This window comes from Saccharopolyspora sp. NPDC050389 (assembly GCF_040655595.1).
GTDB lineage: Bacteria > Actinomycetota > Actinomycetes > Mycobacteriales > Pseudonocardiaceae > Saccharopolyspora.
This window is the reverse complement of record NZ_JBFAKG010000166.1, coordinates 1-12,589: the sequence shown is the minus strand read 5'-3', so window position 1 is coordinate 12,589 and position 12,589 is coordinate 1. Positions and strand designations below refer to the sequence as shown.

The window sequence follows — 12,589 nt, the reverse complement described above, 5'->3', positions numbered from 1 at the left end:
GACCGCGGCTTCGGTGGCGTCCAGCGAAACGCCATCGGTGGCGCGGCGGAGCGCACGGCGCATCGCCGATGCGCTCGGAGTGGGTTCCGGCGGGGAAACTTCCAGATCTGCAACCGACACCTGCCAACTCCTTGCTCTGGGTGCCGCCATCGCCTGCTACGAGAAATTCACCAAGTGCGACACCCTTTTCAGTTTGTTCCGAAGTGAATCCGACCTAGTGCCTCGTCAAGCAAGGTTGATCTGGTAACCGGTATGTCGGATGTTTGAGTTGATCATAAGGACCCGTTTGGGACAAGCGCGCCGGGCAGTCATCAACGGTGGGGGGCGTGTTGCTCTTTCCGACGGTTCTTTTTGCGGGTGTACATATCTTGATCAGCTCTGTGCAGGAGTTCTGTTGGTGCGGTGGTGGGGTCTTGAGTCAGGGCAATCCCTACGCTGGCTTTCAGATCGACTTGATGGCCGGCTGCGGTGGTCTCGGTGTCGAGGAGTTGTGCGATGCGGTCGCGTAGCGCTTCGCCTGCGGGGAGGTCGTCGACAAGGCTGGCGACGACGAATTCGTCGCCGCCCAGTCGTGCCACCGTGGCACCGGGGTCCACACCGCTGACCAGTTCGTGGGCGGCCGCGGTCAGGAGATGGTCACCAGCGAGGTGGCCGTATCGGTCGTTGACTTGTTTGAGCTTGTCGAGATCGGCGACAAGCACCGCCAGAACGCCGCTGCCACCGGCTAGCGCGGCGAGATGGTGGTCGAGGCGGTCGGCGAGGAGGGCGCGGTTAGCCAGTCCGGTCAGCGGGTCGTGCAAGGCGAGGTGGGCGAGGTGGGCATCGGTCATGCGGCCGTTGCCGATCGCCTCGTAGTGGCTGACGAGGAAGGAGGGCATGCCGTCCGGGCCGGTGACCATGCTGGATCGGATCAACACCGTGATCGGGTGGCCGTCCTTGTGCCGATACCGTTTTTCCACGCTGACCGTTCTGGCACGGCCGGCACGCAGATCAGCGAGCGCAGCCTCGCCCTGCTGTCGATCACTAGGGTAGGTCAGGTCGGAAAAATGCCGTGCCAGAATCTCATCGCGCCGGTACCCGAGCAGGTCGCACAACGCGTCGTTCACCGATGTCCAGTACCCCTGCAGATCCAGCAGGGCCATCCCGATCGGCGCAGTGGCGAAACACTGATCCCACAGGACTTCGCAGCTTCGGCGGGCGATGATGTCCTCTGCCTGCACCAGGATCGAGAAAGGGCGGCCAACGGTGTCGGTGAGGACCGAACCCGACAGCCGCACCCAGACGATCTGGCCGTCGGGCTTCTGGTACCAGGTCTCCGCCACCGCGTGTCCGCGTGCGAGGGTGTCCCCGACGACGGCGCGTCGCAGGACAGCGTTGCCTGGCCAGGACGAGTCGTGCGGGCTCGGCTGCAGGAACTCTGGGGTGCCGTGGCCCAACAGAGTGCACCAGGCCGGGTTGACGTACCGGGGGCGGCCCTGCACATCCAGCACCGCGGTGGGCACGGGAGCCCGATCGAAAACCGCATGCCACTCGACACCTGCCGCCCTGCCCGGCGATGCCGGGACGGGTTCGCGCCAGCCCTCCGTCGCCGAACCAAACGGGGTAAGACCCTGCGCCGCACCGTGATCCAGGGTGGTCAGCATGTCGGTCAGACATCGTCGCGGCCCAGCCCAGCGACGCTGCTCCAGCGCCAGACTCATCAAATCCTCGGCAAGCCCGACACGATACTCACGCTCACGTGGGGAATGCATGGTCGGAAACTCCGTCAGGGCGTGCGCCGTATGATGCGGTGGGAGAATTTAAGACGGTGTCCCAGGGATATCCCACAATTTTCTCCTTACATGGGTGCGATCTACACACATGATCACGGCTCTTCGCGAGTCGAAAGCTTCGCTCCGAACCCGGCTACGAGACCAACGTTGCTTGACAAGGCACTAGGACAGCTTGGTGTGTGCGCAACGTGAACCGCTTCGTTCGCACCCCACAGGCCCAAATTGCCGAAACGCAAGTGGTTGCATGCCATCCGGCCTGAAGCCAGGGTTTGCGGCATCAGTCGGGACCTCGCCGACGGAATCATCACCGAACGCGAGGCTGCCGGTGTGGACAGAACGGCGCGGGCCGAACGTTGCCGGCAGCGCCCCACGCGCTGGATCGTTTTCAGTGCGCTGCCGCGGAGTCACGCAGGCTGTTCGAGCTTGGGCGTGGACAGCCCCGTGAGCCGAATACCGGCATGGGTCTTGTAGCGCCGATTGACTCCGATCAGCAAAGCGGTCATCCGTTCGCAGACCCCACTCAGGTCTAGCGGGCCGCAGTCGATCGGCCGAAGCCCGGGAATTCGGGCGATAAGCGCTGCCGCGGCCTCCTTGTCAACCTTCTTGTCACCGCAGAGCAGCACGTCTTCGTCAAGGTGCCGTGCCGTGTCCTGCAACGTGGCGGCGCTGACGGTCTGCAGCGCGGAGACGACGGAAACGCCACCAGGCAGCAGGTCCTGCGCCTGCTCCGCCGCTGAGCCTGCCCATGGGGTGATGGGCCGAAGGCCACGTCGTCCGGGCACCATCGGCGCGGTCGTGTCGATCAGTAGCTGGCCCGGCTGAATGACGTTGGCGATCGAACGGACGGTCTCGATGTGGGCGCTGAAGGGCACCGCAACGACGACAACGGGCGCGTCTTTGATCATCTCGGCGTTCTCACCGCCTGACGCCCCGGGAAGATGCGCCGCTGTGGCCTTCGCGGCGTCCGCGCGACGAGAACCGATTCTCACGTGGACGCCAGCATGCGCCCACCGGGTCGCGAGCCCGAGGCCGAGCGCTCCGGTGCCACCGACGATGGTGACGGTCTCGATGTGCAGAGGCGGATTGTCGAGGGGTGGCGCGGGCTGAGGGGATGACATGGGAGCTCCTTCGTTCTCGGCTTGGTGGTTCATTCGCTGAGCGGGTGGTCTTGACCGTTCTGTGCGGGCCCGACCCAGACGCTCTTGACGTTGGTGAACTGCCGGATCCCGAAGGCACCGAGCTCTCGCCCGTAGCCACTGCGCTTGACTCCGCCGAAGGGCAGACGCGGGTCGGACGCGACGATTCCGTTGACGAACACGGCACCCGCGTCGATGCGGGGCACAAGGTGGTTCGCGCGATCAAGGTCCGACGTCCACAGGGCCGCACCGAGACCGAACTCGGTGGCGTTGGCGATGTCGACCGCGTCGGATGCGTCCTTTGCCCGGATGACCGCGGCGACCGGACCAAAGGTCTCCTCAGCCGCGACAGCCATCTCAGGGGCGACGTTGTCGAGGACGGCGGGCCGGTAGTAAAAGCCCGGCCCCTCCGGCACCGTGCCGCCGGTGACGATCCTGGCGCCCGCTGAAACGCTTCGGCGCACCTGGTCGAGCACGTCCGCGCGGATGCTCGCCCTCGCCAACGGGCCGATCCGCACGTCGCGGTCGAAAGGATCGCCGACGGTGAGCGCGGCGACTCCCGCGGCGAACGCATCGGTGAACTCTGCGGCGACCGCGTCCTCGACGATGAAGCGCTTGCCCGAAATGCAACTCTGCCCGGCGTTGAGCATCCGGGCCGTGACGGCCGCAACCGCGGCGGCGGGGATGTCGGCGTCTGCAAGGACGATGAACGGGTCGGAGCCACCGAGCTCCAGCACCTGAGGCTTGAGGTGCGAAGCGGCCATGGCCGCGACCTGGGCGCCGACCTCGGTGGAGCCTGTGAGAGTCAGGGCGTGGATGCGGTCGTCGGCGATGAGCCCCGGCACGGCGTCCGGGCCGACCAGCAGCGTGGTGAACAGCCCGGTCGGGCAGCCCGCCTGCTCCCAGACCTCGGAGATCGCGAGGGCGCAACGCGGAACGTTCGACGCGTGCTTCAGCACGGCGCCGTTGCCTGCGAGCAACGCGGGCGGCGCGAACCGGAACACCTGCCACAGCGGGAAGTTCCACGGCATCACGGCGAGCACCAGACCCAGCGGGTCGTAGGCGATGTGACTGCGTGTGGCAGCGGTCTCGACGGACTCGTGGGCGAGCATCGCCGGACCGTGCTCGGCGTAGTACTCGCAGCACCAGGCGGACTTCTCGACCTCGGCTTCAGCCTCGGCGATGGGCTTGCCCATCTCCTCGGTGATCAGCGCGGCGAGCCTGTCCCGGTCGGCGCGCATGATGGCGGCGGCGCGGTGGAGGTGCTCGGCGCGGACCTCGATCGGAGTGGACCGCCACTGAGCGGCCGCAGTTGCGGCCCGGGCGAGGGCCGCCTCGATCTGGTCCGGGGTGTGCGGGTCGAAGCGACCCAGGACTTCTTCGGTCGCGGGGTTGACAGAGCTGATTTGACGAACGGACATCGTGGTGTCCTTCTCGAGTCGGCGCGCGGGAACGCGGGCGGACATCACTGTGGCTCGACCTGCACGCCGCGCCACGGAGGGAAGGTCAGGCGACGGCCTGACGGCGGACGAGCTCGGGGTCCGGCCCGCTCCACAGCACGTCGTCGGCGGCGACGCGGTCGTGCGCCGCGCTCGACTCGAGCGCGGCGAGCACCTCGCGGGCCACGCGCAGGTACCAGTCCGCGACCTCGGCGGGGTAGTCGGCGTAGCTGCCGTTCTCCCGCAGCACCGGTCCCTCGACGGTGGGGATGTCGGTCCGGCCGTCGAAGTCGATCGTGTACGGCTTGCCCAGCTTGGTCGCGGTGGGCGCGTCGATCGTGGCGTCGAGCTTGACCCACCGGCCGTCGACGAAGGCCTCGCCGAGCGAATGCCACGGCAGCGGGCGACCGACAGGCCCGCCCCACAGCACGCGCACCTCTGGGGACAGGAACTCCATCTCGGGGGCGTCCAGGGCCTGGAAGGCGACGCGCGCCGGGATGCCGGCGGCTCGGGCCAGCGCAACGAAGGAACTGGCCTTGCCCATGCAGAACGCGACGCCGTTCTCGAGGACGTCGCTGGCCGCTGTCTGCCCCTTCACGAGATAGCGGAACGAGGCCAGGATGTCGTAGGGCAGGTCGCGGACGTGGTGGTAGATGCAGCCCAGACGGTCGACGTCGGTCGTGGCGCCCTCGGTGATGCGGCGGGCGGTCTCGACGACGGTCGGGTGGTCGGAGTCGATGTACGCAGTCGAGCGGAGGTACTCGTCACCGGCGGTCTCGGTCGTCCGGGAGGTCACATCGGAGGTCATCGTGCGGCTCGCTTTCAACGGGTGTTTGCGGAGGTCAGGCGGGCTGAGAAGCACGGGCGGTGTCGAGGTGCGGGAGGACCTGCTCGCCGACCACGTCCAGGTAGTCGGAGTCCGCTACGTCTGGGATCGTGAACAGAAAATGGTTGATCCCAGCAGCCTGGTACTCGCGGATCTGCTTTAGGCAGGCGTCGGCGGAGCCGGTGATGAGGCCGCTTTCGGGGATCGACTTGAACCGCGCGCGCAGCTGTTGCTGGACCTCGGGCGACTCGGTGGGTGCGAGCAGCGTCGTCAGTGACAGCTGAAGAGTGGCTGGGTCGCGGCCGATCGCCTCGCACTCGCGGTCGAGCAGCGCACGGCGTTCGCCGCATTTCTCGGCTGGCCACCACCGTACGTTGATTCCGTTCGCATACCGGACGGCGATGCGGCTGACCCGCAGCCCTTCGCCACCGATCCACAGCGGCGGGTGCGGCTTCTGGACGGGCGGCGGGTCGCAGATCGCGCCGTCGATCGTGTAGAACTCGCCGCGGAACTGCGGGTTTGCCTCGGTCCAGACGCTGCGCAGCACCTGGAGCGACTCGGCGAGCGCCGAGACCCGGTCACCGGTCGACGGAAACGGAATTCCGTACGCTTCGAACTCCTGTTGAAACCAGCCCGCACCAAGGCCGAGATCCACACGCCCGCCCGAGATCACGTCGAGGGTGGCGGCCATCTTGGCGAGGACGGCGGGATAGCGGTACGAGTTGCACAGCACGCTTGTGCCCAGGCGCAATGAGGTCGTGTCGCGCGACAGCGCTGACAGCGCCGTCCAACACTCGAGCAGTGGGATTGACGACGGTCCCTGCGTCGCGGGCGTCTCGTCGCTCGCGTCGGCGGTGATCCCGGCATCCCGGACGTAATCATCCGGGCTGAGGGTCAGGAAGTGGTCGCACAACCACACAGAGTCGAACCCGTGGGACTCCGCCGTCTGCGCGACGCGGGCCATGTCAGGGTAGTTGCCCACGGACAGGCCCCGAATGGTCAGGGCGAGGATCAACCCGACGTGCGGGCCGCCCCCGCGAGGGGGCTCCGGTGTGCCGGGATCGGCGGCGGTCATTGGCGCAACCTTTCTGTTCGTTCTGTCATGCCGACCGTCCCGTGCGAGATGACGCGGGGAAGCGTCACCGAGAAGCCGTAGCGATCCGGTCGGTAGTGGAAGACAACGACCTCCAGGGGTCGGTTGTCGTGGTCGTAGCTGACGCGATCGAGCACGAGGACCGGTGCGCCCTCGTCGACGCCCAGCGCCGCCGCGACGTCAGCGGAAGCGCCTGCGGCGTGGATCTCGTGCCGGGCCTCCGCGATGCGCGTGGCCAGCCGCTGCTCCCACATCGTGTACGTGGTCTCGGTGGCCGGCTCCGCCGACCGCAGGGGCTCGGCGGCGTCCTGCACCCGGGTCGGGAGGTGAATAGTCACCAGCGCCAGGGGCTGCTCGCCGTCGCTGTAGCGGCGGCGGATGGTGAGCACCTCGCGCTCTCCCAGAGTCCGCGCGACGTATGCCGACGAGCGCTCGACCCCGAAGCTCATGACCTCGATCTGCGGTGTCACTCCTCGGTCGAGCAGGACCTCCGTGATCGTGCGGACCCCAGATGACAGCTCTTGGTCCAGCGGTGTGGACACGAAGGTGCCCAGCCCTTGCTTGCGCACGACCCAGCCTTGGGTCTCGAGCATGCCCACCGCTGCGCGGACGGTGATGCGGCTTAGTCCAGACTCCGCGATCAGCTCCTTCTCGGTGGGCAACCGTGCGCCCGGGGGCAGCTGCTGCTTGACGATCAGGGTCTTGATCTGTTCGGCCAGCTGAGCCGTGGCCGACGTGCGGCCGCGCTGAATCCGCAGGTCGACCTCGGACAAGTCCAGGCGGGCCTCGGAGTCCTCAGGTGATGTCATAAGTCGTATTGAACCTGGCGGAGGTGGCCCACCGTGTCGCGACATGTGTGTGGGACCAGGCGTCGGGTGGTCCGCCTGCGTCTCAACCTTGACTCCACACATAAGACGTTTTATAACGTATTGCACATGGGGACGCAAGAGACGCCCCGCCCCGACAGACTGGAGACGCCGTGTCCGACGAGAGCCCTGTGACCGTGATCGCCCGTTTCACCCCGGCGCACGAGCACGCCGACCAGCTGCAGAAACTGCTCGAGGGGATGGTGGCGCCCACGCGCGCCGAAGCGGGCTGCCACTTCTACAACCTGTTCGCCACCCAGACGGACGACACGCAGTTCGTGCTCCTGGAGTGCTACGAGGACTCCTCCGCGTTGGAGGCGCACCGCGCGTCCGCGCACTACAAGAACTACCGGGCCCAGCTCCCAGACTTGCTGGCGAAACCGATCGATGTCACTGTCCTTGCCCCGGTCGACGTGCTCGACTGAGTTCGGCACCCAATTCCCCGGCGTCGCGCTGACAGCTCAAAGGAGAGCACTGTGTCCGACCTGGAAAGCGGCGTGCCGCCGCTCAACACCCTTGATCAACCCGTAACCATGCGCAGTATCGACAAGACCAGCCGCCGCGCGCTCGTGGCGTCATGGCTCGGATGGACGTTCGACGGGTTCGAGACCTACGCGCTCGTCCTGGCGGGGTCGGTCGCCGTCACCAGTCTGGGTACCAGCGCCCAGCTCGAACGGCTTCCCGCGTATGTCGGAGCGCTGGTGGCCGCGACCCTCGCGGGGTGGGCCTTGGGAGGGATCGTCGCCGGGTTCGCCGCGGACTACCTCGGCCGGCGGCGCATCCTCATCATTTCGATCCTCTGGTACGCATTGTTCACGGGCATGTCCGCCTTGGCACCCAACTACTGGTGGTTGCTGGCCCTGCGCTTCATCACTGGCATGGGGTTGGGCGCGGAGTGGGGCAGCGCGACGACGCTCATCGGCGAGCTGTGGCCCGATCGCAGCCGCGGGCGCGCCGCAGCTGTGCTGCAATCCGGGTTCGGGGTCGGCGCCGTGCTCGCCGCCCTGACCTGGTTCCTCCTGCAGCCGGTGGGCGCCGAGGCCTGGCGGTACCTGTTCTTGGTTGGCACGCTTCCGGCGCTGGTCGTGCTGTACGTGCGCCGAGCCGTCCATGACCCGGAGATGTGGACGGAGATCCGCGACCGCAGGCGTAAGGCCAGGGCCACCGCGGCAGGCGGTGGACAGGTCAGCGCAGAAGACCGTGAGCTCCTGCGGTCTCCGTTCACCTCGGTGTTCAGCCAGCCGCACCTGCGTCAGAGGGCCCTGCGACTGCTCCTGATCACCGTCGTGTCGGTCGTCGGCCTCTACAGCGTGTCAGCCTGGATCCCGCAGTTCACCGGCCAGCTCGCTAAGCACGTGGGGCAGTCCGGCGGCACGTGGGCCGCGAACGCCGGCCTGGTGTTCAACGCCGCATCCGTGCCCGGGTACCTGCTTCTGGGTTACCTGGCAGACCGATGGGGCCGAAAACCCACCATGCTCCTGTACTACGTCGGGTCCGCCGTGATTCTTCCGGTCTTCTTCTTCGCCGTGAGCACGCCGGAGATCGCGCTGATCGCAGCTGGGATCGCCGGGTTCTTCATCCTGGGGCAGTTCGCCTGGATGCCGATCTACATGCCCGAGCTGTTCCCCACAGCGGGACGGGCAACCGCGATCTCGGCGGTGTTCAACTCCGCCCGGATCGCAGGCTCCCTGGTCACGCTCTTCACAGGTGTGCTCATCAGCCTGCTGGGCGGCATCTCGACGGCGGCGACCACTGTCGGCGTGGCGTCGTATGTCATTGCGCTGGCCGTGATCTGGTTCGTTGGGCCGGAAACCAAGGGCCAGCCGCTCCCGCACTGAGGCCGGATTCCTGACCCAGGCTGATCCGAGTGGTGTCGTGACAGATGCTTCACGAACCCGCTCGGGTCAGCTGATCCAGCGCTGCCCTCGGCTGAGCGCATCCGCCGCGGAGACGACGAGTGCTGTTGCCGGAGCGGGGCCCTCCTTCCGCCATACGAGCTCGAGGTTGAAGGTCGGGAGATCAGAGTCCGTGAGCGGGACTGCGGCGACATCCGTCGTGACAAGATGCTGCGCCATCGAATCCGGCACGAGCGTGAAGCTCTTGCCGTCATGCAGGTCGAGGTGCTTCATCCCGGGAATCGGGTCCTCTTGGTAGGTGAACTTCTCGCCCGGGCCGCCGCAGCGCCGCCATCAGCGTGGCGTGGTGAGCAGGCACCAGCTGCGACTTGTAGAAGCGAAACGTCTGGCCGGCGAAGTCGCGCAACGAGACGCCTTGGCGTCCAGCGAATGCATGCCCCGCGCCGACCAGCGCCGTGAACGCTTCTTGGCGCAACGGCTGACGGCCGTACTCGACCCGATCCGGCAAGGTGTGCGAGACGACCAGGTCGAGACCGCCGTCGCTCAGTGCACCGTCCAACTGCAGCGACCAACCTTCCTGCGCATCGATGCGGATCGCGGGGCGCCACGTGTTCACCGCGTCGATCAGGCGTGGCGCTATGGGCCCACACCGGCCGGTCAAGGCCGCCGGTGGTCGCCACCGGCGGCCCAGCCGCGGCGAACCTCGCCCACCACGTTGCTGCGCGCGCCAGCCGGTTCACCGGCGAGGCCCACGCCGCCCGCTGTCTCGCGATCTACCAGGACCTTCCCGGGACACGTGTGGCCAGAACAGGCGATCACCCTCCACGAGGCCGTGTATGCGTACACCCTCGGCGCCGCCCGAGCGATGGGCACCGACGACGTCACGGGTTCGCTCGAACCAGGAAAGTCCGCGGATTTCGTCGTCCTCGACCGCGACCCCTTCGCCGTCCCCATCGACCAGGTGGCCAGCACAACTGTGAAGCAGACCTGGTTCGCAGGACGCAAAGTCCACGATCGCCCGCCTGCGGTGTGATCGTTCATCGCAGCATCCGGCCAAGCCCCTGATCACGTACTGCGAAGACCGGCACCGTACGAGCTCACCATGGCACGTCGAGTGTGCGTTCCCGGGACACCTATAGGGGCACGGCGGCCGCCGGGGGCTTGCTCATCGTGGGCCGGGGCGAGGAGTTCGGCGCAATCACGGGTGAGACGGCGCGCGGCATCGGCGATGTCGTGGACGGTGATCGCCGCTGCCCAGTTCTGGTAGCGCTGGCATGCTTCGGCGGGTCCGCTCGCGACCAAGAACCGGCCGACGGGTGTCAGCCGGAGATCGTCATGAGTGAGTTCGGGCTCGGGGCGGGCCCCGGCGACTTCCGCCAGGACGCTCACATCGGCATCGTGATGGTTCGTCCACACGACGGCGTACACGGTCGGCTGCTCACCCACGCCGTTCTCTCGTGGTCGGCCACCAACTGGTCGGGTGCCAGCGCTGCATCCGCCACTCTTCCATGATGGGACTCAGGTCCGGCTCGCTGTGACTGACGATGTCGAACACCATGGTGCTCGGACTTTCCGGGCGGTACTGCGGCCACTGCGGTCCGGTGCGTTCAGTGTGGATGAACGTGGTCCAGTGGTCCCGCATCTCCTGGGCCAGCGCGCGGGTCTGCTCGTACCCAGCTGGCGTACGAGTGGCTCCACGATCGGATCGTCTCGCATCGCTTCACACCGGGTTACCGGTTGGTGCTGAGCCAGATCGCCGGCGAGCTCGGCATCAGCGTGGTCCCGGTCCGCGAGGCCATCCGCCGACTGGAGGCCGAGGGGCTGGTCACCTTCGAGAAGAACATCGGCGCCCAGGTCGCCCTGGTGGACGAGAGCGAGTACGTGACCACGATGGAGACGCTCGCGGTCGTCGAAGGTGCCGCCACCGGATTCTCCGCCCCGCTGCTGACCGCCAGCGACCTCGCCGAGGTACGGGCGGTGAACCAGCGGATGCGTGAGAGCCTCGAGAATTTCGACCCACGCCGCTTCACCGAACTCAACGAGGAGTTCCACGCCGTCCTTTTCGCCCGCTGCCCGAACGAGCACCTCACGGACCTGGTGCGCCGCGGCTGGAGCCGACTGCGCATGCTGCGCGACTCGACCTTCAGCTTCGTCCCGGGCCGCGCGGTCGAATCCGTCGCCGAGCACGACCACCTCATCGCATTGATCGAGAACGGTGCCGATCCCCTCGACATCGAACTCGCCGCGCGCCGCCACCGCACCGCCACCCTCGACGCGTTCCGCCGGTTCTAGCGCGACCACGACCACCACGAACAGCCGTAGGCGGTCGATGCGATGGTGCTGTTGGTGCGCCGCGCGAATCGGTGGGGGGAGGTGAGCGATGCCGTCGCAGGTTCGAAGCGGCAGCAGGGCGTTACACGAACTATCTGTCGTGGAGCCTTTTGCGTGCTGGTCGACAGCACGCGTGCGGTCCACGCTGTGGTTCGTAGGTACTCCAGGGCTTCGACGATCGCGTCAGGGCTTCGCCAACCCATCCGCAGTTACCCAGCGAAGCTGAGCTGATCGGGAATCCGTGTGCGTCCTGCGCGGGGCCAGCCCGGGGGCACTCGCAGCAATCACACCAAGTCTCAGTCCGCCCGACCTGAAGATCCAGGTCGAAGTGCAGTTGACGATGGAGCGCAGGGCAAGGCGGGCGCGGGCCCGATGAGCCAAATGCAACGCGTGATTCCCGCTCCTTCGATGGCTCTGAGCATTGACCAGCACCTACAACGCACGTGCCTGCAACTGTCCCGCATTCCACCACGGGAGCTCGGCCTGCTGGCATGGGTGACTTGCTCGATGAGCCAGCAATCGCCCTGAGGCCTAGCACCAGCGACAGCAACCGCCTGTCTCTCCTTTTCCGCCGGACCATTGCCTTCTTCCCGCCACAGGCCTTGAACACGCCGGTGCCGCGATGGCTGACGGTGCGCTGCTCAATCACGCAGATCCTGCACTTTTGGCGTCAACTATCACAACTCCACCAGAATGAGGAATTCTGCTGCGGCTGACGGGAGAAGGCCCCGCAGCGTGCTAGTGCACGCCGACTTTGAGACGGCCGCCGCAGGCCGGTTGACGCGCTGCCCTGACCGGCTGGGCGGTCACTGAGTTGGCTTCGCAGGAAGCCACGGCTGCGGTCTCGCTGAGCCGTCTCGCCCCGACATTGGCAGCCACCCGCAGCGGCTCGGAACCCGCGTCGGGCCCATGCGAAACCCATGCTTTATGAACGCGCGTCCCTGCGAGTCAAGCATCGCGTACCCAACCCTGGCGAAAAGAACGTCCTGGTCAGGCGCGGTTCAGCACGCTCCCCCGCAGCAAAGCTCAACATCCGTCCAGTGTGTTCGAGGCGCACCGGGAGCACTCATCAGCGTAGGTCAGCCCACGTGGGACTTAGTCCGTCATTCGGCGCACCACGGTGTCGACGGCACGTGAATACTGGCTCTGGCACGGTTTCCGTGAATCTGGCCCGGGGCTCAGTCGCTGAGCAGGATGCGTTTGCGGAGCAGGTCGGGCTTGGCGCGGCCGAACATCTGTCGTTTGATCATTTTTATGCGGTTGACGTGTC

14 protein-coding genes are annotated in these 12,589 nt (G+C 66.8%); 5 read left to right on the top strand and 9 right to left on the bottom strand.

Annotation, left to right across the window (positions count from 1 at the left end; genetic code table 11):
- Positions 1-311: 311 nt before the first annotated feature.
- From AB0I53_RS47900 to AB0I53_RS47875, 6 genes are all read right to left on the bottom strand, one after another.
- Positions 312-1,700 (bottom strand): diguanylate cyclase, encoded by a 1,389-nt coding sequence (locus AB0I53_RS47900; RefSeq protein ID WP_358617425.1) that lies wholly within the window; start codon positions 1,698-1,700, stop codon positions 312-314.
- Positions 1,701-2,176: 476 nt separating this feature from the next.
- Positions 2,177-2,890 (bottom strand): NADPH-dependent F420 reductase, encoded by a 714-nt coding sequence (gene npdG / locus AB0I53_RS47895; protein ID WP_358498584.1) that lies wholly within the window; start codon positions 2,888-2,890, stop codon positions 2,177-2,179.
- Between the two features lie 29 nt (positions 2,891-2,919).
- A complete protein-coding gene (locus AB0I53_RS47890; RefSeq protein ID WP_358498585.1) occupies positions 2,920-4,329 on the bottom strand; it encodes an NAD-dependent succinate-semialdehyde dehydrogenase in 1,410 nt (469 codons plus the stop codon).
- 85 nt (positions 4,330-4,414) lie between these two features.
- Positions 4,415-5,155: a transglutaminase family protein gene (locus AB0I53_RS47885; RefSeq protein WP_358617423.1), complete on the bottom strand. Its 741-nt coding sequence runs from the start codon at positions 5,153-5,155 to the stop codon at positions 4,415-4,417.
- Between the two features lie 34 nt (positions 5,156-5,189).
- Positions 5,190-6,248, bottom strand: coding sequence for a TIGR03619 family F420-dependent LLM class oxidoreductase (locus tag AB0I53_RS47880; RefSeq protein ID WP_358498587.1), 1,059 nt, complete (start codon positions 6,246-6,248; stop codon positions 5,190-5,192).
- Entirely contained in the window at positions 6,245-7,075 is an 831-nt protein-coding gene (locus tag AB0I53_RS47875; RefSeq protein ID WP_358617421.1) for a GntR family transcriptional regulator, read from the bottom strand. Before AB0I53_RS47875 ends, AB0I53_RS47880 begins: the two co-directional genes overlap by 4 nt.
- A gap of 170 nt (positions 7,076-7,245) precedes the next feature.
- On the opposite strand from AB0I53_RS47875, the gene AB0I53_RS47870 reads away from it, so the two are divergent.
- Both AB0I53_RS47870 and AB0I53_RS47865 read left to right on the top strand, forming a co-directional pair.
- Positions 7,246-7,557 carry a putative quinol monooxygenase gene (locus AB0I53_RS47870; RefSeq protein WP_358498589.1) on the top strand — a complete coding sequence of 104 codons (312 nt, stop codon included), beginning with the start codon at positions 7,246-7,248 and terminating at the stop codon, positions 7,555-7,557.
- Positions 7,558-7,608: 51 nt separating this feature from the next.
- On the top strand, positions 7,609-8,970 hold the full coding sequence (locus tag AB0I53_RS47865) for an MFS transporter (protein ID WP_358617418.1): 1,362 nt from the start codon (positions 7,609-7,611) through the stop codon (positions 8,968-8,970).
- A gap of 66 nt (positions 8,971-9,036) precedes the next feature.
- On the opposite strand, the gene AB0I53_RS47860 is transcribed toward AB0I53_RS47865, so the two are convergent.
- Positions 9,037-9,261 (bottom strand): hypothetical protein, encoded by a 225-nt coding sequence (locus AB0I53_RS47860; protein WP_358617416.1) that lies wholly within the window; start codon positions 9,259-9,261, stop codon positions 9,037-9,039.
- Positions 9,239-9,649 (bottom strand): LysR substrate-binding domain-containing protein, encoded by a 411-nt coding sequence (locus tag AB0I53_RS47855; protein WP_358617414.1) that lies wholly within the window; start codon positions 9,647-9,649, stop codon positions 9,239-9,241. Before AB0I53_RS47855 ends, AB0I53_RS47860 begins: the two co-directional genes overlap by 23 nt.
- A gap of 135 nt (positions 9,650-9,784) precedes the next feature.
- Here AB0I53_RS47855 and AB0I53_RS47850 point away from each other — a divergent pair, with 135 nt between their 5' ends.
- Positions 9,785-10,021 (top strand): amidohydrolase family protein, encoded by a 237-nt coding sequence (locus tag AB0I53_RS47850; protein ID WP_358498592.1) that lies wholly within the window; start codon positions 9,785-9,787, stop codon positions 10,019-10,021.
- Positions 10,022-10,053: 32 nt separating this feature from the next.
- Here AB0I53_RS47850 and AB0I53_RS47845 read toward each other — a convergent pair whose 3' ends face one another.
- Entirely contained in the window at positions 10,054-10,416 is a 363-nt protein-coding gene (locus AB0I53_RS47845; RefSeq protein WP_358617411.1) for a hypothetical protein, read from the bottom strand.
- Positions 10,417-10,665: 249 nt separating this feature from the next.
- Between AB0I53_RS47845 and AB0I53_RS47840 the strand changes: the two genes are divergently transcribed.
- Together AB0I53_RS47840 and AB0I53_RS47835 are read left to right on the top strand one after the other, a co-directional pair.
- Positions 10,666-11,280, top strand: coding sequence for a GntR family transcriptional regulator (locus tag AB0I53_RS47840; RefSeq protein WP_358617428.1), 615 nt, complete (start codon positions 10,666-10,668; stop codon positions 11,278-11,280).
- Between the two features lie 530 nt (positions 11,281-11,810).
- Complete coding sequence (locus AB0I53_RS47835; RefSeq protein WP_358617409.1) at positions 11,811-12,035, top strand: hypothetical protein; 225 nt, start codon at positions 11,811-11,813, stop codon at positions 12,033-12,035.
- Positions 12,036-12,589: the final 554 nt, after the last annotated feature.